The following is a 22,568-nucleotide window of genomic DNA, read 5'->3' as shown; positions in this document are numbered from 1 at the left end:
GGCCAGGTGATCGACCGCACCGGCCTGGCCACCGCATCGGAAGGGCTGCTGCGGCGGCTGCCGTTGCGCACTGCCAGGAAACGCACCTCGCGCAGTTCGTCGACGGCTGGGTCGTGTACCTCGACCGCATCACCGGCCGGGAGCCACGGCCGATGCGCAACCGCGTCGGCCTTCGCGCGCCCGCGCACCGCACGGGCTGCGGCAAGGCCGCGCTCAGCGCGCTGGAGCCGGAGGTGGTGGAGCGGCTCGTCTCGCTGACCTGTGAAGCGGAACGGTTGCCCGCGCCCGATTTCACCGAGCTGAATGCCGTGCTGACGACGGCGAGGCGCGACGGGTTCGTCGTCAGCCACTCGTTCCAGCGCGGCACCACATCGGTCGCCGCCGCGATCACCGACCTCACCGGCACCCCGGTGGGCGCGGTCTCCATCGCCGGGTTGAGCGAGACGTTCACGCGCAAAGCCGTCGCGGAGGCCGCGCGCAACGTCACCGAGGCCGGCCTCGCCATCAGCCACCGCATCGCCGACCGCCTCGGCACCTTCCGGGCGACGGCGACGCTCACATAACCCGCGCCAGGACGTTCTCGTGGAAACCGATCTCGTCGATCTCCGTTTCGAGGACGGAACCTTCGCTCAGCAACAGCGGAACCTCCTCGCACCCCGCCGCGACGACGTCACCCGGCTCGAGCCGCACGTGTTGCGAAACGCGGTGGACCAACGCGACGAAGTCCAGATCTGCGGTGTCGGTCTTCTGTACCGGCCGGCCGTCGACGAAGCTGTGCAGGGCGAGCCGGGGTCGCAGACCTCCCGGCAGCTCGTCGGGAGTCACCAGCGCCGGGCCGAGTGACAGCCACGGCACGGTGACCTCGTTCAGGATCGAGAATCCCGCGATGGTGCCGAGTCGCCCCATGACCACCGCCGGCTCGGCCTTCCACGTGGCGGCCACGGATTCTCGAGACAGCACGATCGCGTCTCGCGGCCCGGCGAGCGACTCCGGCCGGGTCACGTGGAAAGACCGCCGGCCCAGGTCGACCCGGACCACCTTCCCCGGGCGCGCCAACAGTGGCGCCCGGTCGCAGAACATCGCCTCGTGCGCCCGGCCGGCCGCGGCGACCGGCCATTGTGGATCAAGAAGCAGCGCACCGACGTCCGGGTACGGCAGTTCGACGAGCGTGCCGTCGTCTTCGGCCCGCGCCGCGCGCGTGCCGCCGCTCGTGCGGATCGTGGTCAGTTTCATGCCGAGCCTCCTGGAAGGTTCGCGCGGGTGACGTCCGGGTCAGTGGGACGCCGGGGTGGCCCGGCGACATTCGGACGGCGAAGGTATGGATCTGTCGTTCCCGTGTATCAGTCGGTGTTCGGGCACGTGGAACCTTGACAGTATATATCCAGATTCGTATCGTTCGACGTCACCGACCGCTGACCGACGGTGGTCGACACAGTGTCGTGCAGGAGGAGAATCCGGATGTCAAGGATCCTGATCGTAGGCGGTGGCTTCGCCGGGGTGTGGAGCGCCGCGAGCGCGGTGAAGCTCCGCCAGGAACGCGGACTGTCCGAAAAGGACCTTCAGGTCACCGTGGTGAACGCCGGTGACGACATGGTGATCCGGCCGCGGCTCTACGAGGCGGATCCCGACCGCATGCGCGTTCCGCTCGACCGGGTGCTCGGCCCGATCGGCGTGCGCCGCGTCGCCGGCACTGTCGTCGGCATCGACACCGACGCGCGCACGGTCTCCGCGGTCCGCCGCGACGGGACCACCGCCACGCTGGACTACGACCGACTCGTGCTCGCCTCGGGCAGCCAGGTCGTGCGGCCCGCCCTGCCCGGCGCCGAGCACCTCTTCGACATCGACACCCTCGCCGGTGCGGCCACGCTCGACTCGCACCTGCGCCGGCTGCCGGACCGCGAAGCCGGGGCAGGCAGGTTCACGGCCGTGGTCGTCGGCGCCGGGTTCACCGGGTTGGAGATCGCGACGGAGCTCGTCGGACGGCTGAAGGAGCTGGCCGACGACGTCCGCGTCGTGCTCGTGGAGCGGCTCGACGCCGTCGGGCCGGAGCTGGGCGAGGGCCCGCGGCCGGCGATCGAGAAGGCCTTGGCCGACCTCGGCGTCGAGGTCCGGCTCGGCGTCAGCCTAAAGGAGCTCGCCCACGACAAGGTGCGCCTGTCCGACGGCACGGTGATCCCGACGTCGACGGTCGTGTGGACGGCCGGCATGACGGCCAGCCCGCTCACGTCGTTCATCGCGGCGGAGAAGGACCACCTCGGCCGCCTGGACGTGGACGAGTTCCTGCGCGTTCGCGGTGTCCCCGACGTGTACGCGGCCGGTGACACGGCCGCCGCGCTGTCGCCGGCCGAGGGCCGCGTGGTGATGCAGAGCTGCCAGCACGCCCTTCCCCAGGGGAAGTTCGCGGGGCACAACGTCGCCGCGGACCTGCTGGACGAGGCCCTGGTCCGGTTCGAGCCGGCGCCCTACGTCACCTGCCTCTCACTGGGCCCGGCGGGCGCGGTCGTCACGTCGGGCTGGGACCGTGAGGTGCAGATGACCGAGCACATCGCGAAGGACCTCAAGCACACGATCAACGAGCAGTGGATCTACCCTCCGGTCGACGACCCGGCAGAATTGCTGAACCAGGCCGGTCCGTACGCGGCCTGGCCGGAGTACGAGCCGGCTGGAACAGTGGAGTCGCTCGCAGTGTGAGCCGAGGTCGGTCGGAGGTGAGGTCCGGATGGAGCTGCGGCACCTGCGGTACTTCGTCGCCGTCGCCGAGGAGTGCCACTTCGGCCACGCCGCCGACCGGCTGCACATCGCCCAGCCCGCGTTGTCTCACCAGATCAAGCAGCTCGAGGCCGAGCTCGGCGTCGAACTGCTGACGCGCACCACGCGCAAGGTGCAGCTCACGCCCGCCGGGCAGCGGTACCTCGACCGGGCGCGCGCCGTGCTGGCCTCGGTGGACGCCGCGAGCGTCGAGGCCGGCCGGGTCGCCCGGGGCGACGTCGGCCGGGTGGCCATCGGCTTCACCGGCTCGGCCACCTACGAGCTGCTGCCCTCGCTCGCGCGGGTGCTGCGCCGCGACTTCCCGGGCATCGAGCTGGACCTCAAGGGCGAGATGCTCACCCCCGACCAGGTGACGGCGCTGGTGGAGGAGACCCTCGACATCGGTTTCCTCCGCCCGCCCGTCCGCGAGCCGGGGCTGGTGGTGCAGGTGCTGCGCCGCGAGCCGCTGATCGCGGTGCTGCCCGCCAGTCACCCGCTCACCGACCGTGACACGGTGCGGCTCGCGGACCTGCGCGACGAGCCGTTCATCTGCTATCCGTCGCGGCACCGTTCGGTGGTCTACGACGCCGTGTTCGACGCGTGCCAGCAGGCCGGGTTCGTGCCGTCCGTGGTGCAGGAAGTCGGCGAGACGTCCACTTTGGTCTCGTTCGTCGCGGGTGGGCTGGGCGTCGCCCTGGTGCCCGCGTCGGTGCGGCACCTGCAGATCACCGGCTCGCAGTACCGGCCGCTGGCGGGCACGACCCGTGAGGTCCAGCTGGCCGCCGCGACGCGTGCCGACGACCTGTCGCCGCACGTCGCCAAGGTGCTCTCGCGCGCCCACTCGCTGCTCGGCGGACCGCGCTGAGCCAGCGCGATTGATAAACCGCATCTATCGATCGTGAAGTTGTAAGTATTTCTCATTTCCGAATCCGTCGGAAACAATCGTGAAATGCCAGGTATTCCCTGGTCGAGGTTTTCCGGACTCAAGGAGGAGCCGTGACCCCGTTCATGCTGGCTGTCCAGTCGTTGCTGGACGGGGAGGAAGCCCCCGTGCCGGCCACCGAACCGGCCGCCCCGAGATCGGTGGCCGTGGCCACCGACGAGCAGGTGATCATCCGTTCCCTCGCCGAGCAGCTGGTGTGCGAAGCCAACGCGATCCTCCGCGAGCACGGGCCGGTGTTCAGCCTCGTCGACGACAGCAACGACGGCGAACTCGCCTTCACCGTGGGCTTTTCCGACCGCAGCGCGCGCATCCGCACCGCGATGTCCGGCCGGGAAGCGACCGTGCAGCTCGTGATCGCCGGTGAAGCCGACGAGGTCCCGCGGCGCCTGGCCGGCGACGAGGAGCTCCGGGCGCTGCTGCTGAGCCTGCTGAGGCTGGACCCCCTCCCCGCCCACCACTGACCTGGAAGAGGACTGATGCAATACGAACTGCGGTATCAGGTCATCGAGCCGAAGAGGCAGACCTACCAGAACGTGATCGACCGGTTCGGCGACCAGCCGGCCAGCCGCTACCTCGAGGCGACGCTCGACGTCGAACCGCGCGAGAACTTCCACTACCGGCCCACGTGGGACCAGCACCGTGAGCTCTACGACGCGGACTACACCGCGCTGAAGCTGACGGATCCTTACAGCTACACGGATCCGCGCCAGTTCTACTACACGCCCTACGTCACCAACCGGGCGAACCTGCACGACGAGTTCACCAAGCAGATGGCGTACCTCGAAGAGCGCGAGCTGCTGGCGAAGCTGCCCACGGCGTGGCGGACGGTGCTCACCACGGCCATCCTTCCTTTGCGCCACTACGAATCCGGCGCGCAGATGGTGAGCGTCGGCGGTGCGCGGTTCGCGTACGGCACCTCGCTGGAGCAGTGCTGCACCTACGCGGCGTTCGACCGCATCGGCAACGCGCAGATGCTCTCGCGCGTCGGCATCGCGCTGGGCGCGGGCACCGGTGACCTGCTGCAGGTCGCCAAGCGCGAGTGGCTGGACAGCGAGCACCTGCAGCCGCTGCGCCGGTTCACCGAAGAAGCCATGGTCACGCCCGACTGGGCCGAGGGCCTGGTCGCGGTCGACCTCGTAGACTCGCTGATCTACCCGGTGCTCTACCGCGAGCTCGACGAGATCGCGCTCACCAGCGGCGCCGGCGCGTACAGCCTGTTCACGCAGTACCTGCACACCTGGTTCAAGGACCAGCGCAAGTGGCTCGACGCGCTGATCAAGGCGTGGGCCGCCGACGAGGAACACGGCGCGGACAACCGCGAGCACCTGTCCCGCATCGTCGCGACGTGGAACCCGCTCGCGCACGAGGCCGCCACGGAGCTGGCGCGCGTCGTCGACCACCAGCTGCCCGACGCCGGAACGGTCGCCGCGCTCGCGCGCACCACAGCCGCCGCCGAACAGCGCTGGGCCCAGGTCACCGGAGGTGCGGCGTGAGCGACACCCTGCGCCAGGTCGGCATCGACATCCAGGAATCCGAAGAGAACCGCGGCCTCGTCGCCGCCATCCGGGCCGACAACCCGGAGCTGACCGTCCGCCACCTGCCGGGTCTGGTGAAGATCCAGGCCGCGGGCCAGATCGTGATCAACCGGGAGTCGGTGGAACGCGAGCTCGGGCGCGAATGGGAGACCGGCGAGTTCCAGCTGGCCATCGTCTCGTTCGCCGGGAACCTCTCCGAGTGGGACGACGACCGGATCATCGTGAAGTGGGAGCACTAGGACATGACTCAGACCGCACCGCGCCGCAAGCTGCCGCTCAAGGAGCGCTACGCGCTGCTCACCCGTGACCTGGACTGGGATCCCAGCTACGTCACCAAGGAACAGCTGTTCCCCTACACCAGCTACGAGGGCATCAAGGTCCACGACTGGGACGGCTGGGAAGACCCGTTCCGCCTCACCGTGGACGCGTACTACAAGTACCAGGCCGAAAAGGACAAGCGGCTCTACGCCGTCCTCGACGGGTTCGCGCAGAGCCAGGGCCACCTGGGCCTCGCGGACGCCAGCTACCTCAACGCGATCAAGCTGTTCATCCAGGGCGTGACGCCGCTGGAGTACGCCGCGCACCGGCACTTCGCCTACCTCGGGCGCTACCTCGAAGGCCCGGCGCCGCGGTTCGCCGCGCTGTGCCAGAGCGTGGACGAGCTGCGCCACTGCCAGACGCAGATCCACACCATCAGCAACTACAACAAGTACTACGGCGGCTTCCACAGCTGGTCCAAGATGCACGACCGCGTGTGGTACCTGTCGGTGCCGAAGTCGCTGTTCGACGACGCCATGACGGCCGGGCCGTTCGAGTTCCTGATCTCGATCTCGTTCAGCTTCGAGTACCTGCTCACCAACCTGCTGTTCGTGCCGTTCATGAGTGGCGCGAGCTTCAACGGTGACATGCCGACGATGTCGTTCGGGTTCTCGGCGCAGTCCGACGAAAGCCGGCACATGACGCTCGGCCTGGAGGCCATCAAGTTCCTGCTGGAGCAGGACGAGGGCAACGTGCCGATCATCCAGGACTGGATCGACAAGTGGTTCTGGCGCGCGTACCGGATGTCCGCGCTGGTCGCCGGGATGATGGACTACATGCTTCCGAAGCCGGTGATGAGCTGGAAGGAGGCGTTCGAGCTCTACTTCGAGGACCAGATGCTCGGCGGCCTCTTCCCGGACCTGGAGTTCTACGGCATCCGCCCGCCGCGCCACGTGCAGGACGCGATCGCGGAGAAGGACAAGCTGTCGCACGAGGTTTACAAGGTCCTGCACAACTTCTCGTTCGCCGCTTCGTTCACCACGCAGGCGCCGAACGAGCAGCACATGAAGTGGCTGGCCGAACAGTACCCGGAGACGTTCGACCAGCACTACCGGCCCGTGTGGGAGAAGCACCACCGCATCGAGGCCGAAGGTGGCCGGATGTTCTTCCAGGGCCTGCCGCAGCTGTGCCAGGTCTGCCAGATCCCCATGGTGTTCACCGAAAAGGACGACCCGGCCAAGACTTCCTTCCGCTCCAGCGAGTTCCGCGGCGAGCGGTTCCACACCTGCAGCGACGGCTGCCAGTGGATCTTCGAGCGCGAGCCGGAGAAGTTCGTGCAGGCGTGGCTGCCCGTGCACCAGATCTACCAGGGCAACTGCGGTGGCCCGTCAGTGCCGGAAGTCCTGGAGTGGTACGGGATCCAGGAAGGCGACAACGGCGAGTACAAGGGGTCGCCCGACCACAAGTCGTGGATCGGCTGGCACAACGGCGACGTGGAACAGGGAGCCTGACATGGCGGTGAAAGCTCTTTACGACTACGACTTCCCGTCGGCCGACCGCGCCGAGCTGTTCGGCGACGACCAGCTCGTCTACGTGCATTGGGAAGGCAACCCCCTGTTCTGCTCGGCTGCCTGCTTCCGCGTGCCGAAGGCATTGGGCTTCGGCGAGTTCGTGGAGACGGTCGTCGGCCCCTGGGCCGCGTCCGACCCGGACTTCGACCCGACGACGGTGCGCGACTGGCGGGTGAACGGCCGGCCACTCGACGGCTCCACCGAAGCCCCGCTCACCGAACTCGGCATCGGCCACAAGGCGCTGCTGCAGTTCACCGCCTGAACGGAGAATTCGTCTTGACGACGCACACCATCCGCGTGGAACCGATCGGCGCCGAGATTCAGTGCCGGGAGGACCAGACCGTGCTCGACGCGTGCCTGCGCGAGGGCATCTGGCTGCCGCACGCGTGCACCCACGGCACGTGCGGCACCTGCAAGGCCCAGATCCTCGACGGTGAGGTCGATCTGGGCGACGCGTCGCCGTACGCGTTGCTGGAAAGCGAGCGCGACGAGGGCGCCGCGTTGATCTGCGTGGCCCAGCCGCGCGGCGACGTGGTGCTCGAGGGTGAAGTCGACATGGACGAGGGCGTCGGTGTCCACCCGGTGCGCGACTTCCGCGCCCGGGTGGACAGCCTCGAGGAGATCGCGCCCGACGTCCGTCGGCTGGTGCTCGCCCTCGAGGAACCGATGCGGTTCAACCCCGGGCAGTACGTGCTGCTCGACGTGCCGGGCGGGCACCAGCGGCCGTACTCGATCGCCAGCACGCCGTCGAACGGGTCGCTGATCGAGCTGCACCTGAAGCGCTCCGAAAACGGCGTCGCCACCGACGGCTGGGTCTTCTCCAGCCTGAAGGCCGGCGACGAGGTCACCCTGTCCGGCCCGTACGGCCGGTTCTCGTTCCGTCCACTTCGGACGCAGCCGATCCTGCTGCTGGGCTCGGGCACGGGCCTGGCGCCGCTGAAGGCGATGATCCGCCACATCGACGAGGAGGGTGGCGAGCACCAGGTCACGCTGTACCACGGAGTGGCCACCAAGGACGATCTGTACGACCGGGAGTACTTCGAGGAGCTCGAAGCGCGCACGGACTGGTTCACCTACCGGCCGGCGCTCTCGCGCGACGACTGGAACGGCCGCTCCGGACGGGTTCCGGCGCTGCTGGCCGAGGACTTCCCCCGGGCGGGCGGGAACGTCGCCTACATCTGCGGCAGCCCGGACATGGTCTCGGACACCATGAAGGCGCTGATGAAGGCGCGGTTGTTCCCCCGGGACATCTACCGCGAGGACTTCTTCGACTCCGCCGACCGCGCCGCGGGCACCCACGTGGTGCGCAGTCCGCTGATCAGGCGCTGATCCGGCCCCTGTGAAAGGATCGCGATGAAAGTCACCGAAATCGAGGCGATCCCGTTCGCCATCCCGTACCGCAAACCCCTGCGGTTCGCGAGCGGCGAGGTGGACACGGCCGCGCACATCCTCGTGCGGGTGCACACCGACGAGGGTCTGGTGGGGACCGCCGAAGCGCCGCCCCGGCCGTTCACCTACGGGGAGACCCAGGGCTCGATCAAGGCCGTCATCGACTCGGTTTTCGCGCCTCAGCTGCTGGGGATGTCGCCGCTGGCCCGTGAGGCCGTGCACGCCAAACTCGACCGTACGGTGGGGAACCCGGCCGCGAAGAGCGCGATCGACATGGCGCTGTGGGACCTCATCGGACAGAGCCTCGGCGTGTCCGTGACCGAGCTGCTCGGCGGCTACACCGACCGCATGCGCGTGTGCCACATGGTCGGGTTCGCGCAGCCGGGCGAGATGGTGGACGAGGCCGAGCGCGTGCGCGACCTCCACGGCATCACCACGTTCAAGGTGAAGGTGGGCCGCAAGCCGATCCGCCTCGACGTGGACGTCTGTCGCGCACTGCGGGCCGGGCTCGGCGACGACGTCGAGCTCTATATCGACGGCAACCGCGGCTGGACGGCCTCGGAGTCGGCCGCCGCGTTGCGGGCGCTCGAGGACGTCGGCCTGCTGTTCGCCGAGGAGCTGTGCCCGGCCGACGACGTGCTCGGTCGCCGGTGGCTCGCCACGCAGAGCCGGATCCCGCTCTACGCCGACGAAAGCGCGACGCGGCCCGGCGAGGTCACGCGCGAGCTGCTGGCCGGCGCGGCCCACGGCGTCAGCATCAAAACGGCGCGCACCGGCTTCACGTACTCGCAGCGGGTGCTCAGCCAGTGTTCCGGGCTCGGCGTCGAGGTCGTGCTCGGCAACCAGATCGACGGGCAGATCGGCTCGCTGTGCGCGGCGACGTTCGGGGCCGCGTTCGAGCTCACCTCGCGGCGGGCGGGTGAGCTGTCGAACTTCCTCGACATGACCGACGACCTGCTCGCCGAACCCCTGCGCATCGAGCACGGCGAGCTGCGCGTGCCGCAAGGCCACGGCATCGGCATCCAGCTGGACGACGGAAAGCTCGCGCGTTACCGCCAGGACTGATTCCCACCACGAAGAGAGGTATTTGCCATGACTGAAGTCGTTTCGCCCACAGCCGCAGCTTCGGGTGCGTCGGCGACCGAGCGTTTCCAGGAGCGGGCCAAGGGTTCCGCCGCGGCGGACGCGGCCCGCGTGGACGCGATCGCGACGGACGCGCTGGCCGCGCTGCACGAGGTCGTCCGCAAGCACCAGCTGACCTACGACGAGTACAACGCCTTCAAGGCGTGGCTGATCCGGGTCGGCGAAGACGGTGAGTGGCCGCTGTTCCTCGACGTGTTCATCGAGCACGAGGTGGAGAAGGTGGCGAACGCCAGCCGCGAGGGGACCGCCGGGAGCATCGAAGGTCCGTACTACGTGGAGGGTGCGCCGGAGTTCGGCGCGGAAGGCACCCTGCCGATGCGCGAAGGCGAGGGCGGGCAGCCCTTGCGCTTCTTCGGCCAGGCGCGCTCGGTGGCGGGCGAACCGCTCGCGGGTGCGGTGGTGGACTTCTGGCAGGCCGACGACGACGGTCTGTACTCGCAGTTCGCGCCCGGCATCCCGGAGTGGAACCTGCGCGGCCGCTTCACCACGGACGCCGAGGGCAATTTCTCGATCCACACGATCCACCCAGCGCCGTACCAGATCCCGACCGACGGCGCGACGGGCGCGTTGATCGCCGCAGCCGGCTGGCACGCGTGGCGTCCGGCGCACCTGCACATCAAGGTTTACGCGCCGGGGCACCAGGTGATCACGACGCAGCTGTACTTCGACGGTGGTGAGCACGTCGGCGACGACATCGCCACGGCGGTGAAGGACGCGCTGATCCTCGCACCGACTGCGGCTTCGTCGGGCGCCGGCGAAGAGGTCAGGTACGACTTCGTGCTCGACCCCGCCTGAGGCCGGCATGTTGTTCGCGGTGCGGATGGACGTCTCGTTGCCGCTGGACCTCGACCCCGAATTCCGGGACGAGCTGCTGGCGACGGAGAAGGCGTACAGCCAGAAGCTGCAGCGGGAGGGGAAGTGGGTCCATCTGTGGCGGGTCGTGGGTGAGTACTCGAACCTGAGTGTGTTCGACGTCTCGGACAACGGCGAGCTGCACGACCTGCTGTGGAACCTGCCGTTGTTCAAGTACATGAGTGTCAGTGTGACGCCGTTGGCGCAGCACCCATCTGCGTTGGTGGGCTGAGAGTTCTCGGGCGCGCGGGCCGGTTCGTCCGGCTCGCGCGCCCGTCTTGACACGGTTAATCGGGATGATTAGTGTCCTGGTTATGAGGAGTCAAAGGGCAGTTGTCGATAGCTTGTGGCTTGAATCTGGATATTGAGCATCCAGATTTCGCAGTGTCCTGTGTGGTCGGGCGACTGAAGCTACAAATCGGGCACGCGATGGCAGGCTGACCCGAGTCAGGCTCTCGTGGAGAAAGGCCAGGACGCATGGACGGGGATCCGACCAGAGTCGTCATCGTCGGCGGCGGGTTCGCCGGCTACCGCGCCGCCCGCGCGTTGCGGCGGTCTTTGCTCAAGGCGGCGGGGATCGAGATCGTGATCGTCAACGAGACGGACTACTTCCTGTACCTGCCGCTGCTCCCGGAAGTGGCCGCCGCCGTCGTCGTCGACCCTCGGCGGGTGACGGTGTCGCTCCCGGCCGCCTTGCCTGGCGTCCGTTTGGCTCTCGGCACGGTGACGGCGCTCGCGCCGGAGAAAGATCGACTGTCCTATACGGACCCCGAGGGCGCGGTCCACGAGCTTCGTTACGACCGCCTGATCCTCGCGGCGGGCAGTGTCACCAAACTCCTGCCGATCCCCGGCGTCGCCGAACACGCGCACGGTTCCCGCGGTGTCGCCGAAGCCTGGTACCTCCGCGACCACGTGATCCGCCAGGTTGAGCTGGCCGCCGCCGGCGATTCACCGGAGGAGCGTGACGCGCGGTGCACGTTCGTCGTGGTCGGCGCCGGCTACACCGGGACCGAGGTGGCTGCCCAGGGCCCGCTGTTCACCCAAGCCATCCAGCGGCGGCACCGGGAGCTCGAGGGGCAGCGGACGCGCTGGCTGCTGCTCGACCTCGCTCCCCAGGTGCTGCCGGAGCTCGATCCGCGGCTTTCCCGGGCCGCGGATCGGGTCCTCCGCAAGCGTGGCGTCGAGGTGCTCACGGGCACCTCCGTCCGCGAGGCCACCAACGACGGTGTCTGGCTCACCTCGGGCGAGTTCGTGCCGACGCGCACCATCGCCTGGTGCGTCGGTGTCAGCCCGCACCCGCTGGTCGCCGGCGCCGGCTTCGAGACGCAACGCGGGCGCCTCGTCGTCGACACCACCCTCGCCATCCCCGGCCACCCCCGCATCTTCGCCTGCGGCGACGCGTCCGCCGTCCCCGACCTCACCCGCCCCGGCGAGGTCACCGCCATGACTGCCCAACCCGCCACCCGCCAGGGCGCCCTCGCCGGCCGCAACGTCGCCGCCTCCCTCGGCTTCGGCATCGCGCGCGAGTACAAGCACCACGACCTGGGGTTCGTGGTCGACCTCGGTGGTGCGCAGGCGGCCGCCAACCCGCTGCACATCCCGCTGGCCGGCTGGGTCGCGAAGCTCGTCACGCGCGGTTACCACCTGCTTGCCCTGCCGGGCAACCGCCTGTGCGCGGCGGTCGACTGGCTGCTGGACGCGCTGTCGCCTCGCCAGTCCGTGCAGCTGGGCCTGGTCCAGTCGGCCTCGGTTCCCTCGGCCACCACGACTCCGGGTGAGCAGCGATGACGCCGGGGCCGGAGGTCGCGCGGCGGGTGAATGGCCATGCCGTGGTGAAGGACCCCCCGCTGGTGGTGCGGATCGATCGGGTGCTGGCGGTGATCGTCGCGCTGCACTGCGCCGGCGTGGTGGCCCGCGCGGTGGTGCACCCGAGCGTGGCGTCGGTGGGTGTGGCCATCGGGATCCTGGGGCTGTCGGCGGTGGGGATCTGGTGGCACTTCCGCACGCGCGGGCGGTCGGGCGCGGTGTTGCTCGGCGTCTCGATGGTGTTGTCGTTCGTGTTCGGAGCGTGGTTGGGGCCGGGAGTTGTCACAAATGGGGTGCTGTCCGTCGTCGAAGTTTTGGGCGCCGTGTTCGCGGTGGCCGTCCTGCGTAGGCGAGTGAGGATCACATGAGCTCACTGACCAGTCCGACCAAGTCCGACCCGGGCGCGCTCAAGGCCGCCGGCGTGGTGGCGAAGGCGGTCGATGACCGCTATCACGTGTCCAAGGGTCTGCGGCACCAGATGAACAAGGTGTTCCCGACGCACTGGTCGTTCCTGCTGGGCGAGATAGGGCTGTACGCGTTCATCGTGCTGCTGCTCAGCGGTGTTTATCTGACGTTGTTTTTCGATCCCTCCATGCAGGAGGTCGCCTATCACGGTGTGTACACGAACATGCAGGGTCTGGAGATGTCGCGGGCGTTTGCCAGCACGCTGGACATCTCGATGGAGGTCCGTGGCGGGTTGTTCGTGCGGCAGGTGCACCATTGGGCGGCGTTGATCTTCATCGCCGCGATGATGGTGCACATGTGCCGGGTGTTCTTCACCGGCGCGTTCCGCCGGCCGCGGGAGGCGACGTGGCTGATCGGTGCGACGCTGCTGATCCTGGGTATGTTCGAAGGCTTTTTTGGCTACTCGCTGCCCGACGATTTGCTGTCGGGTACGGGGATTCGGGCGACGTTGTCGGGGATCATCCTGTCGGTCCCGGTGATCGGCACGTGGATCCACTGGGCGGTGTTCGGCAGCGAGTTCCCCGGGAACCAGATCATTCCGCGGCTCTACACGGTGCACATTCTGATCATCCCGGGGATCATGCTGGCGTTGATCGCCGCGCATCTGGCGATCGTGTGGTACCAGAAACACACCCAGTTCCCCGGGGTGAAGCGCAAAGAAACGAACGTCGTCGGTATCCGGATCTTCCCGGCGTTCGCGCTGAAGGCGGGTGCGTTCTTCACGATCGTCACCGGTGTGATCGCGTTGCTGGCCGGGCTGTTCCAGATCAACGCGATCTGGAACATCGGCCCGTACAACCCGTCGCAGGTCTCGGCGGGTTCGCAGCCCGACTTCTACCTGGCGTGGGCCGACGGCCTGCTGCGGATCTGGCCGGCGTGGGAGCTGTATTTGGGCGACTACACGGTTCCGGCGGTCTTCTTCGCCGGGGCGGTCGGGATGGGGGTCCTGTTCACGTTGTTGCTGTCCTATCCGTGGATCGAGCGGCGGCTGTCGAAGGACACCGCGCACCACAACATCCTGCAACGCCCGCGTGACGCGCCCGTGCGCACGTCGCTGGGCATGATGGGGCTGGGTTTCTTCCTGGTGATCGAGCTGTCCGGCTTCAACGACATCATCGCCGACCAGTTCGACATTTCCCTCAACGCCACGACGTGGGCCGGGCGCATCGGTGTGCTGGTCGTGCCGCCGTTGGCGTACTTCATCACCTACCGCGTGTGCCTGGGCCTGCAACGCGCGGACCGGGAAGTGCTCGAACACGGCATCGAGACGGGCATCATCACCCGCTCGCCCTCGGGCGGCTACCTGGAAATCCACCAGCCTCTCGGCACCGTGGACAGCCACGGCCACCCCGTCCCGCTCGACTACCAAGGCGCGACGGTCCCCAAGAAGATGAACAAACTCGGCGCCGCCGGCCACGCCGTGCCTGGCTCACTCCTGACCCCGGACCCACCGGAGGAAACAGCGGCTGTGCAGCACGTCAGACGAGGTCACTGACCACGCCCGACCACCGCGACCGCCGGGGCGAATCTCACGAGAGATTTCGCCCCGCGACGCGGCCCAGGGCGGCCTGCCCGCCGAGCATTTCCCGCACGGCGGCGTTGTCGCGGATCGTGCCGTCGAGGAAGCCGGTGGCGACAGGGCCCGGCGCGACCACGTTGACGCGAATGCCGCGCTTGCCGAGCTCCTGGGTGTGGTAGCGGGTGAGCACCTCGACCGCGCCCTTCATCGCCCCGTAGATCGACCACCCTTCGCCGGCGGATCGCGCGAGCACACTGGAGATGTTCACGATCGAGCCGCCGTCGGCGATGCGGGGAGCGAGCTGCTGGATGAGGAAGTAGACACCGGTGAAGTGGAGTCCACAAGGGACTGCACGTCGTCGAGAGACGTCGTCCCGAGCGTGGTGAGAACGCCGTGTCGCGGGACAGGGAAACAAAACCCTTTCCGCTATCTCACACGGGTTCTGGCGCTTGCGGGAGCGGGCCTGGAGCACGTAGTTTCCCTCACCAAGTTCCTGACCGATGTCGAACGGGACAACGCGATCGTCACGACCGTGATGCGCGAACTGTTCCCCGCGATGCCTACTTCGACCACAGTCGAGGTTTCCCGTCTCGTGCCCAGGGGTCTTCATTTCGAAGTCAACGCGATCGCGGCCGTGCCAGCTCGTTCTGGTCCCGTGGTCCTGGATCAGAGCGGCTGATTCTCATGACCAAAGATCTTCGTCTTCTCGGAATTTGCGGAAGCCTTCGTTCGGGCTCCTACAACCACGGCCTGCTGAAGGCTCTCGCTGACGAGGCGCCCGCCGACGTCACGCTCGATCTCCTCGACGACTGGAGCGAGGTGCCGAACCTCAACGTCGACCTCCCCGAAGACGGGCAGCCGCCCGCGGTGGTGCGGGCCATCGCCGAAAAGGTGCGTGCGGCAGACGGCCTCGTGCTCGCGACGCCGGAGTACTGCAACAGCGTGCCGGGCGCGTTCAAGAACCTGCTCGACTGGCTGTCGTTCCCGCCGCCGTTCAACTGCCTGCGGTTCAAGCCGATCGGCTTGGTCGGCGCGAGCATCGGCACCGGCGGCACGCTGCGCGGCCAGTCGGCGTTGCGCGGTGCCCTGCTGTTCTTCGACGCGATGCTGATGGGCCGGCCGGAAGTGGCGGTCAGCCTGGGCAAGATGAAGTTCGACGACGAGGGAAACCTGAAGGACGAAGAGGTCCGGTCCCTGCTTCGCCGGTTCCTGTCCGACTTCGCGGAATTCACCCAGAGCACCAACGCACGCGGCCTCGACCCGCGGGAACGGGAATTCGTTTTCTGACGAAGGGATGGTGTCTTGTGGACGGTCCACTCGACCTCGGTGCGCCGCCGGGTGTCCCGTCGACCGGCGAAACGCTCTACCTCGCGCCGAACCGGCGCCTCGCCCGTAGTGCCGAAACCCGTCACCGCCTGAAGTGTTTCCTCGACATTCCGATGTATTCACTGTGCCCGGCGGTGTCGCTCGACGAGATCGTCCGGCAGGAGCGCGCGGCGGTCGCCGGACATTCGGCGGGCGGGCACGGGGTCGCGATGGCGCTGGCCACGCGCTGGGCCGAGAACTACGGCATCTCGCCGCGGCCCGGCTTCACCCACTTCGACGAACTCGATGCACTCGCCGACCCGGCCAGTGACCTCACCGGGTCCATTGTGGATTTTTTCGACCGACGTCAGCCATGCCACAAGGAGGTAGCATGCTCACGCAGTTGCAGAACGACTTTCGCGACGTCATGGCCGGAGTCGCCACGCCGGTCTCGGTGGTGACCGCGTTCCACGAGGGCTCGCCGCACGGGACGACGGTCAGCGCCTTCACGTCACTTTCCATGGATCCGCCGATGGTGCTGGTGTCGCTGGACAAAACGTCTCGGCTCCTGGGGTTGGTCCGGAAGTCGCGGCGCTTTGGGGTGAACGTACTCGGCGCGGCGCAGGCCGAGACGGCGCGCTCGTTCGCGAAGAAGCTCGAGATGGGGGAGAAGTTCGCCGGCGTCGACTGGCAGCACGACAACGAGCTGCCTCGGCTGGCGGGTGTTCCCGGGTGGCTGGCGTGCACGGTGAGCCAGGAAGTCGAGGGCGGGGACCACATCGTCCTTTTCGGACAGGTCGTCTCCGCTTCGACGGTCACGGCGGCTCCGCTGACGTACCACTCACGGACGTTCGGGACGCATTCGTTGCTGGCTCAGAGTGCGTGACGGCTTTTGGGTAGGGTTGCAAACGATTGCAAGTCGGCGTGAACGCGCTCGATCCCGCGCGTTCACGCCGGTTCAGATCGTGCGGATGATCGTCTTTCCCTGACTGCGCCGGCCCGGCGCGAAAGCCGCGGCGGCTTCCTCCAGCGGATGAACGGCCCCGACCAGCACCCGCAGCCGCCCGTCGCGAACCCGCTGCGCCAGGTCGGCCAGCCGCGCCCGGTCGGCTTCGACCACGAAGAAGATGGCGCGCCCGTCCCGCGGCCACGCGTTCGGCGGCCCCGCGATGGTCACCAAAGTCCCACCGGCGCGGACGACCCCGGCCGAACGGTCCCCGATTTCTCCGCCGAACACGTCCAGCACCAGGTCGACCTCACCGACGTCCTCCAGCCGGTCGGCCTCCAAGTCAACGAAGGAATGCACGCCGAGGTCGAGGGCCGCCTCACGGTTGTGCCCCCGCCCGGTCCCGATCACCGTCGCCCCCGCCTCCCGGGCGAGCTGCACCGCGATCGACCCGACGCCCCCTGCCGCGCCGTGGACCAGCACCGTCTGCCCGGGCTCGAGCCCGCCGTGGTCGAACAGCGCCTGCCACGCCGTCAGTCCCGAGATCGGCAACGCCGCACCCACCGTGTAGTCGATGTCCGCGGGCAGCGGCGCCAGATTGCGCGCCTCCAAGGCCGCGAACTCGGCGAGCGACCCGTCCCGCGTCCAGTCCGCGAGTCCGAACACGCGTTGTCCCACTGTGAGCCCGGTCGTGCCGTACCCGAGCTCGGCCACCACCCCGGACAGCTCGTGCCCGGGCACGCTCGGCGTCCGGTCCCGCCCGGCCCGGTCGGTCCACGTGCCGGGCCACTCGAGCTCGCCAGGCGTGAAGCCGGCCGCGTGCACCCGCACGACTACATCGTTCTCGGCGGCGTGCGGATGGGGCCGGTCCACAAGAGACATCCCGCCGACACCGGCGGCTCGATCCTGGACGGTGATGGCTTTCATGCTTCCCCTAACCCGATTCCGGTGCGGTCCATCGAGAACTTACCGCCGCGGCTCGCATCACGCCGCCGCGTGCAGCTCCGCGACCGCCTCGCCCAGCTCGGGGTGCGCCGACGACACCGTGGCGAGGATGGCGACAACCGCGTCGTACACGAGGTTTTCGAGTTCGGCGGCGGGGACGTCGCAGTCGTGGGTGAGCCAGTCGAGCGTGGTTTCGTCGAGCATGCCCATGATGCCGCGGATCGCGACGCGAACGCGCGGCGGCGGCTCTGTGGTGAGGCCCAGCAGGTCGACCACGAACTCGGCGCCGGCGCGGCGGGCGCGTTCGAAGAGCTCGTCCACCTCCGGGTCCTGGCCGCCGGCGCGGATGAACGCGAGCATGGTGTGGACGTGCGCGCGCCGGTACTCGATGTGGCGGCGCAGCAGGCCACGCATGCGTTGTTCGCGCGTGTGCTCGTCGTCGCGCGGCCGGTGCAGCTCGATGAGCTCGTCGAGCGCCTGCTCCAGCACCGCGAGGTACAGGCCGCGCTTGTCCTTGAAGTGGTAGAACAACAGTCCGTGCGCGACGCCCGCGGCTTCGGCGATCTCGCTGATGTAGATCTCGTCGTAGGGCTTGAGGGCGAACAGGTCGGCGGCCACCTCGATCAGCGCCGCGCGCCGCTGCCCGCGGGGCGGCGCCGTGCGCTTCTCGGAACTCATGTCAGCTGCCTCCTGTGCTCACCTCGTTGCGCAGGCTGCCGATCCCTTCGACACTCACCTCGACGACGTCACCCGCCCGCAGGTACTCACCCGACGCGAGTGCGACGCCGGCGGGCGTTCCGGTGAGGATGACGTCTCCCGCCGCCAGCGGGATCTTCGCCGAAACAGCCGCGACGAGCTCGGCCACCGGGAACAGCATCTCACTCGTGCGCCCTTGTTGCCTGAGCAAACCGTTCACCCGGGTGGTGACGGTGAGGTCGTCGCCGAGCTCGTCCGGCGTTACGAGCGCGGGGCCGAGGGGCTTGAACGTCGGAAACCCCTTGGCGCGCTGGAGAAGTGACAAGTCGACGACGGCGCCGTCGCGCATCCCGCGGAACTGGACGTCGCGCGCCGACACGTCGTTGGCGACGGTGAAACCCGCGATATAGCGAGCGGCGTCCTCGACTTTGACGTCGGCGGCCGGTGCCCCGAGGACGACGGCCAGCTCGGCTTCGTAGTCGACCCGATCCGGTGCCTCGGCGGGCAGGACGATCGGCTTCCCGGTCCTGACGAACAGCTCCGGCCCCGGCGTGATCGGGAAAAACGCGGGCGTGATCGGGACTTTCAGCCCGGCCTCCGCGATGTGCCCGGCGTAGTTGGCCCCGACGATCACCACCGTCTTCGGCCGCGCGACGGGCGTCAGCAACGTGGCTTCCGCGAGCGGCAACCGCCCTCGCACGGCGGCGTCCTGCGCGTTGTCCGCCAGCAGCTCGGCGACGTCGTGGTGCGGCACGTCGAGCAGCAGCAACTCCTCGCCGTCCCCGCGGGCCAGCCCCTGCGTCGTCCGGTAGAGGCGCATCAGCCGGCCCCGGCCAGCACGGTGATGCGGCGCTCGGCGATGCGCCAGCGTCCTGCTTCGCGAGTCAGGACGTCGTGGACGCGGCTCACCGTCCGCAGGTGCGGCGGCGCGGCCGGGTCGCCGAGGGCGTACACCTGCAGGTCGCAGCGGCATTCGGCGCGGTCGCCGTCGAGGTCGAACCACGACGGCGACACCACGTGCAGCGTCGGCCGGTCCTCCTGCTCCCGGCGACACATGGCCTCGCGGATCTGCTCACCCTCCGCACGGATCTCCTTGGTGCCGGCCATGACCAGCGTCGCGTCGGCGGTGTAGCACTCGGTCGACGCGCTCGCGTGGCCCTCGTCGATGAGCCGGAACGACGTGCGCACCACGTCCTCGCACGCGAACCGCGCCTCGCTCACCACGTCGGCACCGTCAGCTCGGCTTCGGTCTTCCCGGCGCGCAGCTCGGTGAGCAGCGCCGCGGGGTCGAACACCACCCCGAACGGATTGCGCGCGAAGCTTTCGGACTGCATGAAGGCCGTGCCCTCCTCGGTGGTCGGGAAGTTGTCGATCTGCAGCTCGATCTGGTTGCCGTCGGGGTCGGCGTAGTACACCGAGGTCGTCGGCCCGTGGTTCACGGCTTGCAGCGGCCGCACCCCGTCGGCGTCGAGGCGTTCCCACGTCTCGAGCAGCTCCCGCAGGCTGCCGTAGGTGAACGCCACGTGGGCCAGGCCGTGCAACGGCAGCGCTGCCAGCTCTTCGGCCGAGAGATCGGTTTTCGGGCCGCCCAGCAGCGCCGCAACGTCCTCGTCGGGCATCGCCGACGTCGGATCCGCGACCGCGATGCGGTGGTGCTCGTCGTCGTAGGTCACGAACACCATGCCGGGCGTCTCGTGCACCACCCGGCCATCGAGGGTTTTCACGTACCAGTCCCGCATCGCAGGCACCTGCCTGCTGTACAGGACGACGTGGGAAAGCTTCGCCGGTGAAGCCATGTCTTCCTCCTCCAAGGCCGTTTCGGTCTCTGAAGCTAAAGCCTGACTTGACTCCAAGTCAAGTTCCTGCCGTCGTCGCCGTAGAGCCGGCTCGGGTCGACGTTCGGCCTGGTCAGCTACCGGTTTCGACGTGGTGCAGAACCACTGCGGTCGCGATGTCCAGTCCCTCGATCAGGTGAGCCGAGCGCCGCACCGCGAGCCAGGGCAGGTCGTAGTGGCGCACCACCGGCCGGGGAACTCGACGACCGCGCCAGAGGTACAGCGGCGAAAGGTCCAGTCGGTCCTCCCCGGCCACGCGGAAGTCGATCGGCGTGTGCAGCTTGCGCAGGTCGGTGTCCTGATCGCCCTCGATGTGCACCACCAGCTCGCGGTCGACCTCGACCAGCGCGACCAGCGACTCGAACGACGAGTTCGACACACAGGTCGCGGCCGGCACCGGCGCCGGCATCCGGAACTTCGCCGTCGGCAACCCGCACCGCCACAACACCAGCTCGTCGGCCCGTCCAGCGAGGAACCCGAACTCGGGAAAATGGGGGACCGCAGCCGGCGCCACGACCACTGCCAACCGCACCAACTCCGGCCGCGCGGATCCGTCCGGCACCTCGTCGAGATCAACTCGCCGCCCGGTCTGAACACTCCGCACCCCTCCCGGCAACAGCCGGATGTGAAGACACACAAGAGGTTCTTCCGCCGAAGCGCTGTGCTCGCCGCGGCGGCCGCCGTGGGCGTCATGACGGTCACGGCGATGCCGGCCTCCGCGGGGACGTCCGGGCGCGTCGAGTTGCCCAGCCCGAATCCCGGGGACCTCGGTGGCACGCCGCACCCGCTCGACGCCGGCCGGCAGGTGGCGCTGCGCGTGTACCTGGCCGACCGGCCGGAGCTGGCGGCCGCCGCGCGGGCGGTGTCCGACCCGGCCGACGCCCGCTACGGCCACTTCCTCACCCCCGCCCAGGTCAACCACGAGTTCGGTCCGACCACGGCGCAGGTCTCCGCCGTCAGCGCGTGGGTGAGGGCGCAGGGGATGACGGTCACCGCCACCAACCAGCACTACCTCGCGGTGAGCGCGACCGTCGCGCAGGCCGATGCCGCGTTCGCCACGCAGATCAGTGAGTTCGACACGGTCATCAGCGGGCCGAAGGGCTCGACCACGATCCGCGAAGCCGGTGTCGTGGGCGGGTTTTCGGTGCCGGCTGCGGTGGCGGCCGACATCGTCAGCGTGACGGGGATCGACCAGCTCGCCCTCGGAACCACGAGCACGAGCGCGGCCGCACCCCGAGCAACCACCGCAAAAGCCACGGACTTCCCCTGCTCCCAGTACTGGGGCCAGCACACCCGGCCGATCCCGCCGGCCTTCGGCCACACCACCGCACCCACCCAGCTCTGCGGCTACACCCCCGACCAGGTGCGCCACGCGTACGGCCTGACCTCGAGCCCGTACACCGGCAAGGGCGCGACCATCGCCGTCCTGCTCAGCGGTCACACGCCCACGCTGGAGGCCGACTCGAACCGCTTCTTCGCCGCGCACGGTGAGCCTGTCTTCGCGCCGGGGCAGTACACCGAGAACATCGGCCCGGACGCGGACAGCACGTGCGAGGCGAAGGGCGGCGCGCCGACGGAAGAGGAGGCCATCGACGTTCAGTCGGCGCACCTCGCGGCGCCCGACGCGCACATCGTGTACCTCGGCATCGATTGCGCCGACTTCGACGTGGACCTGCTGCCGAGCTGGCTGGACGGGGTGACGCGGATCGTCGACGAGCACCTGGCCGACGTCGCGTCCGGTTCGTTCGGCCTGCCGGAGCTGGGCTTTTCGCCGGCGTCGATGGCGCCGTGGGACCCGATCCTGCAGCAGGGCGCGCTGGAGGGCATCGGGTTCGACTTCTCCAGCGGCGACGGCGGCGGTGGGGGTGTCGACGACGACCCGCTGTTCCCGGCGTCGGACCCGTGGAGCACGGCCGTCGGCGGGACGAGCCTCGCCATCGGCGCGGACGGCTCCGTGGTCGCCGACTACCCGTGGGGCGACCGCCTCACGTCGATCAACGCGGCCGGCACAGGCTACGACGCGCCGCCGCCCGGTACGTTCCGGGACGGTTCCGGCGGCGGCGTCAGCCGGAAGTTCCCCGAACCCGCCTACCAGAAGCACGTCGTGCCCGACAGCCTCGCCACGCACGGCCGCACCGCCGTGGCGGGCCGCGTCATCCCCGACATCTCGGCCGGCGCCGGCAACGGCTGGCTCATCGGCGCGACCGGCCTGTCCGACCCCGACGCCGGCTACGAGGAACTCCCCGAGGGCGGCGGCACGAGCGCGTCGGCGCCGCTGGTCGCGGGCCTCGAGGCCGACGCGATGCAGGCCGCCGGGCACCCGCTCGGGTTCGCCAACGCCGTGCTCTACCGGCTGTCCGGCGGCAATGCGCTGCGCGACATCCTGCCCGTGGACCCGGCCGACCCGCCGATCGCGCTCGGCGCGCAGGACTTCACCGAGATCGACCCCGGCCGGCTGACCACTTTCGGCGAGGACGACGCGCTCACCGCCACCCCCCGCTACGACGACGTGACCGGCCTCGGCGCGCCGACACCGGCGTTCGTCGGCGCTCTCGGGAGGAGGTTCTGAACACTTTGGGGACGAGCCGGCAATCCCCGGGTGGAAGGTCAGA

Annotated in this window: 28 protein-coding genes; 20 read left to right on the top strand and 8 right to left on the bottom strand. The window is 69.0% G+C overall.

Going from position 1 to position 22,568, the window contains the following annotated elements; genetic code table 11:
* Nucleotides 1-113 precede the first annotated feature (113 nt).
* The gene (locus tag AB0M56_RS30765) at nt 114-563 is read left to right on the top strand and encodes an IclR family transcriptional regulator C-terminal domain-containing protein (protein WP_364182239.1); all 450 of its coding nucleotides are present in this window, start codon (nt 114-116) and stop codon (nt 561-563) included.
* Here AB0M56_RS30765 and AB0M56_RS30760 read toward each other — a convergent pair.
* Nucleotides 556-1,233 carry a fumarylacetoacetate hydrolase family protein gene (locus AB0M56_RS30760; protein ID WP_364182237.1) on the bottom strand — a complete coding sequence of 226 codons (678 nt, stop codon included), beginning with the start codon at nt 1,231-1,233 and terminating at the stop codon, nt 556-558. The genes AB0M56_RS30765 and AB0M56_RS30760 overlap by 8 nt on opposite strands.
* A 225-nt stretch (nt 1,234-1,458) precedes the next feature.
* On the opposite strand from AB0M56_RS30760, the gene AB0M56_RS30755 reads away from it, so the two are divergent.
* The 14 genes from AB0M56_RS30755 (at nt 1,459) to AB0M56_RS30690 (ending at nt 14,205) form a co-directional block, all read left to right on the top strand.
* Entirely contained in the window at nt 1,459-2,691 is a 1,233-nt protein-coding gene (locus tag AB0M56_RS30755; RefSeq protein ID WP_364182234.1) for an FAD-dependent oxidoreductase, read from the top strand.
* A 28-nt stretch (nt 2,692-2,719) separates the two neighbouring features.
* Nucleotides 2,720-3,613 carry a LysR family transcriptional regulator gene (locus AB0M56_RS30750; RefSeq protein WP_364182231.1) on the top strand — a complete coding sequence of 298 codons (894 nt, stop codon included), beginning with the start codon at nt 2,720-2,722 and terminating at the stop codon, nt 3,611-3,613.
* Nucleotides 3,614-3,744: 131 nt separating this feature from the next.
* Nucleotides 3,745-4,152, top strand: a complete 408-nt coding sequence (locus AB0M56_RS30745) for a hypothetical protein (protein ID WP_220244474.1) — start codon at nt 3,745-3,747, stop codon at nt 4,150-4,152.
* 15 nt (nt 4,153-4,167) lie between these two features.
* On the top strand, nt 4,168-5,184 hold the full coding sequence (locus AB0M56_RS30740; protein WP_364182228.1) for a phenol 2-monooxygenase: 1,017 nt from the start codon (nt 4,168-4,170) through the stop codon (nt 5,182-5,184).
* The gene (locus AB0M56_RS30735) at nt 5,181-5,465 is read left to right on the top strand and encodes an MmoB/DmpM family protein (RefSeq protein ID WP_220244472.1); all 285 of its coding nucleotides are present in this window, start codon (nt 5,181-5,183) and stop codon (nt 5,463-5,465) included. Before AB0M56_RS30740 ends, AB0M56_RS30735 begins: the two co-directional genes overlap by 4 nt.
* Before the next feature lie 3 nt (nt 5,466-5,468).
* Nucleotides 5,469-6,995 (top strand): YHS domain-containing protein, encoded by a 1,527-nt coding sequence (locus AB0M56_RS30730; protein WP_364182225.1) that lies wholly within the window; start codon nt 5,469-5,471, stop codon nt 6,993-6,995.
* A gap of 1 nt (nt 6,996) precedes the next feature.
* Nucleotides 6,997-7,317: a phenol hydroxylase subunit P4 gene (locus AB0M56_RS30725; protein ID WP_364182222.1), complete on the top strand. Its 321-nt coding sequence runs from the start codon at nt 6,997-6,999 to the stop codon at nt 7,315-7,317.
* Nucleotides 7,318-7,331: 14 nt separating this feature from the next.
* Entirely contained in the window at nt 7,332-8,384 is a 1,053-nt protein-coding gene (locus AB0M56_RS30720; protein ID WP_364182220.1) for a 2Fe-2S iron-sulfur cluster-binding protein, read from the top strand.
* Nucleotides 8,385-8,408: 24 nt separating this feature from the next.
* Nucleotides 8,409-9,509 (top strand): enolase C-terminal domain-like protein, encoded by a 1,101-nt coding sequence (locus AB0M56_RS30715; protein ID WP_364182218.1) that lies wholly within the window; start codon nt 8,409-8,411, stop codon nt 9,507-9,509.
* A 27-nt stretch (nt 9,510-9,536) separates the two neighbouring features.
* A complete protein-coding gene (gene catA, locus AB0M56_RS30710) occupies nt 9,537-10,382 on the top strand; it encodes a catechol 1,2-dioxygenase (RefSeq protein WP_220244467.1) in 846 nt (281 codons plus the stop codon).
* A 7-nt stretch (nt 10,383-10,389) separates the two neighbouring features.
* Entirely contained in the window at nt 10,390-10,671 is a 282-nt protein-coding gene (catC, locus tag AB0M56_RS30705; protein ID WP_364182213.1) for a muconolactone Delta-isomerase, read from the top strand.
* Nucleotides 10,672-10,916: 245 nt separating this feature from the next.
* Nucleotides 10,917-12,227, top strand: coding sequence for an FAD-dependent oxidoreductase (locus tag AB0M56_RS30700; RefSeq protein ID WP_364182211.1), 1,311 nt, complete (start codon nt 10,917-10,919; stop codon nt 12,225-12,227).
* Nucleotides 12,224-12,613 (top strand): hypothetical protein, encoded by a 390-nt coding sequence (locus tag AB0M56_RS30695; RefSeq protein WP_364182208.1) that lies wholly within the window; start codon nt 12,224-12,226, stop codon nt 12,611-12,613. The genes AB0M56_RS30700 and AB0M56_RS30695 overlap by 4 nt, the downstream gene beginning before the upstream one ends.
* Nucleotides 12,610-14,205, top strand: coding sequence for a ubiquinol-cytochrome c reductase cytochrome b subunit (locus AB0M56_RS30690; protein WP_364182205.1), 1,596 nt, complete (start codon nt 12,610-12,612; stop codon nt 14,203-14,205). The genes AB0M56_RS30695 and AB0M56_RS30690 overlap by 4 nt, the downstream gene beginning before the upstream one ends.
* A 34-nt stretch (nt 14,206-14,239) precedes the next feature.
* Here the strand turns inward: AB0M56_RS30690 and AB0M56_RS30685 are convergent, their stop codons facing one another.
* Nucleotides 14,240-14,701, bottom strand: a complete 462-nt coding sequence (locus AB0M56_RS30685; RefSeq protein WP_364182202.1) for an SDR family oxidoreductase — start codon at nt 14,699-14,701, stop codon at nt 14,240-14,242.
* Between AB0M56_RS30685 and AB0M56_RS30680 the strand changes: the two genes are divergently transcribed.
* Genes AB0M56_RS30680 through AB0M56_RS30665 form a run of 4 tightly spaced genes read left to right on the top strand, consistent with a single transcriptional unit; the run spans nt 14,609 to nt 16,420 of the window.
* Nucleotides 14,609-14,908: a Rid family hydrolase gene (locus AB0M56_RS30680; protein ID WP_364182199.1), complete on the top strand. Its 300-nt coding sequence runs from the start codon at nt 14,609-14,611 to the stop codon at nt 14,906-14,908. The two genes, AB0M56_RS30685 and AB0M56_RS30680, sit on opposite strands and share 93 nt — an antisense overlap.
* Before the next feature lie 5 nt (nt 14,909-14,913).
* Nucleotides 14,914-15,516 (top strand): NADPH-dependent FMN reductase, encoded by a 603-nt coding sequence (locus AB0M56_RS30675; RefSeq protein ID WP_364182197.1) that lies wholly within the window; start codon nt 14,914-14,916, stop codon nt 15,514-15,516.
* A 17-nt stretch (nt 15,517-15,533) separates the two neighbouring features.
* A complete protein-coding gene (locus tag AB0M56_RS30670; protein WP_364182194.1) occupies nt 15,534-15,995 on the top strand; it encodes a hypothetical protein in 462 nt (153 codons plus the stop codon).
* Nucleotides 15,926-16,420, top strand: a complete 495-nt coding sequence (locus AB0M56_RS30665) for a flavin reductase family protein (RefSeq protein ID WP_364182191.1) — start codon at nt 15,926-15,928, stop codon at nt 16,418-16,420. Before AB0M56_RS30670 ends, AB0M56_RS30665 begins: the two co-directional genes overlap by 70 nt.
* Nucleotides 16,421-16,492: 72 nt before the next feature.
* Here AB0M56_RS30665 and AB0M56_RS30660 read toward each other — a convergent pair whose 3' ends face one another.
* From AB0M56_RS30660 to AB0M56_RS30635, 6 genes are all read right to left on the bottom strand, one after another.
* Nucleotides 16,493-17,407, bottom strand: coding sequence for an NADP-dependent oxidoreductase (locus AB0M56_RS30660; RefSeq protein WP_364182188.1), 915 nt, complete (start codon nt 17,405-17,407; stop codon nt 16,493-16,495).
* 57 nt (nt 17,408-17,464) lie between these two features.
* The gene (locus tag AB0M56_RS30655) at nt 17,465-18,103 is read right to left on the bottom strand and encodes a TetR/AcrR family transcriptional regulator (RefSeq protein ID WP_364182185.1); all 639 of its coding nucleotides are present in this window, start codon (nt 18,101-18,103) and stop codon (nt 17,465-17,467) included.
* 1 nt (nt 18,104) lies between these two features.
* Nucleotides 18,105-18,941, bottom strand: a complete 837-nt coding sequence (locus AB0M56_RS30650; RefSeq protein ID WP_364182183.1) for a fumarylacetoacetate hydrolase family protein — start codon at nt 18,939-18,941, stop codon at nt 18,105-18,107.
* The gene (locus AB0M56_RS30645; RefSeq protein ID WP_364182180.1) at nt 18,941-19,342 is read right to left on the bottom strand and encodes a nuclear transport factor 2 family protein; all 402 of its coding nucleotides are present in this window, start codon (nt 19,340-19,342) and stop codon (nt 18,941-18,943) included. Before AB0M56_RS30645 ends, AB0M56_RS30650 begins: the two co-directional genes overlap by 1 nt.
* Nucleotides 19,339-19,917 carry a VOC family protein gene (locus tag AB0M56_RS30640; protein WP_364182177.1) on the bottom strand — a complete coding sequence of 193 codons (579 nt, stop codon included), beginning with the start codon at nt 19,915-19,917 and terminating at the stop codon, nt 19,339-19,341. Before AB0M56_RS30640 ends, AB0M56_RS30645 begins: the two co-directional genes overlap by 4 nt.
* A 112-nt stretch (nt 19,918-20,029) precedes the next feature.
* A complete protein-coding gene (locus AB0M56_RS30635; protein ID WP_364182174.1) occupies nt 20,030-20,560 on the bottom strand; it encodes a hypothetical protein in 531 nt (176 codons plus the stop codon).
* Between the two features lie 21 nt (nt 20,561-20,581).
* Here AB0M56_RS30635 and AB0M56_RS30630 point away from each other — a divergent pair, with 21 nt between their 5' ends.
* A complete protein-coding gene (locus tag AB0M56_RS30630) occupies nt 20,582-22,525 on the top strand; it encodes a S53 family serine peptidase (RefSeq protein ID WP_364182171.1) in 1,944 nt (647 codons plus the stop codon).
* The last annotated feature ends 43 nt before the right edge of the window (nt 22,526-22,568 follow it).

Source organism: Amycolatopsis sp. NPDC051372 (assembly GCF_040682095.1).
Lineage (GTDB): Bacteria > Actinomycetota > Actinomycetes > Mycobacteriales > Pseudonocardiaceae > Amycolatopsis.
This window is presented reverse-complemented; position numbering and strand designations above follow the sequence as displayed.

Bases quoted from the DNA above. Each gene is read 5' to 3' on its own strand.
- AB0M56_RS30655 (WP_364182185.1), bottom strand. From the start codon at position 18,103: ATGAGTTCCGAGAAGCGCACGGCGCCGCCCCGCGGGCAGCGGCGCGCG.
- AB0M56_RS30750 (WP_364182231.1), top strand. From the start codon at position 2,720: ATGGAGCTGCGGCACCTGCGGTACTTCGTCGCCGTCGCCGAGGAGTGC.
- AB0M56_RS30725 (WP_364182222.1), top strand. From the start codon at position 6,997: ATGGCGGTGAAAGCTCTTTACGACTACGACTTCCCGTCGGCCGACCGC.
- AB0M56_RS30690 (WP_364182205.1), top strand. From the start codon at position 12,610: ATGAGCTCACTGACCAGTCCGACCAAGTCCGACCCGGGCGCGCTCAAG.
- catA (WP_220244467.1), top strand. From the start codon at position 9,537: ATGACTGAAGTCGTTTCGCCCACAGCCGCAGCTTCGGGTGCGTCGGCG.
- AB0M56_RS30665 (WP_364182191.1), top strand. From the start codon at position 15,926: ATGCTCACGCAGTTGCAGAACGACTTTCGCGACGTCATGGCCGGAGTC.
- AB0M56_RS30715 (WP_364182218.1), top strand. From the start codon at position 8,409: ATGAAAGTCACCGAAATCGAGGCGATCCCGTTCGCCATCCCGTACCGC.
- AB0M56_RS30660 (WP_364182188.1), bottom strand. From the start codon at position 17,407: ATGAAAGCCATCACCGTCCAGGATCGAGCCGCCGGTGTCGGCGGGATG.
- AB0M56_RS30760 (WP_364182237.1), bottom strand. From the start codon at position 1,233: ATGAAACTGACCACGATCCGCACGAGCGGCGGCACGCGCGCGGCGCGG.
- catC (WP_364182213.1), top strand. From the start codon at position 10,390: ATGTTGTTCGCGGTGCGGATGGACGTCTCGTTGCCGCTGGACCTCGAC.
- AB0M56_RS30675 (WP_364182197.1), top strand. From the start codon at position 14,914: ATGACCAAAGATCTTCGTCTTCTCGGAATTTGCGGAAGCCTTCGTTCG.
- AB0M56_RS30650 (WP_364182183.1), bottom strand. From the start codon at position 18,941: ATGCGCCTCTACCGGACGACGCAGGGGCTGGCCCGCGGGGACGGCGAG.
- AB0M56_RS30730 (WP_364182225.1), top strand. From the start codon at position 5,469: ATGACTCAGACCGCACCGCGCCGCAAGCTGCCGCTCAAGGAGCGCTAC.
- AB0M56_RS30640 (WP_364182177.1), bottom strand. From the start codon at position 19,917: ATGGCTTCACCGGCGAAGCTTTCCCACGTCGTCCTGTACAGCAGGCAG.
- AB0M56_RS30695 (WP_364182208.1), top strand. From the start codon at position 12,224: ATGACGCCGGGGCCGGAGGTCGCGCGGCGGGTGAATGGCCATGCCGTG.
- AB0M56_RS30700 (WP_364182211.1), top strand. From the start codon at position 10,917: ATGGACGGGGATCCGACCAGAGTCGTCATCGTCGGCGGCGGGTTCGCC.
- AB0M56_RS30755 (WP_364182234.1), top strand. From the start codon at position 1,459: ATGTCAAGGATCCTGATCGTAGGCGGTGGCTTCGCCGGGGTGTGGAGC.
- AB0M56_RS30740 (WP_364182228.1), top strand. From the start codon at position 4,168: ATGCAATACGAACTGCGGTATCAGGTCATCGAGCCGAAGAGGCAGACC.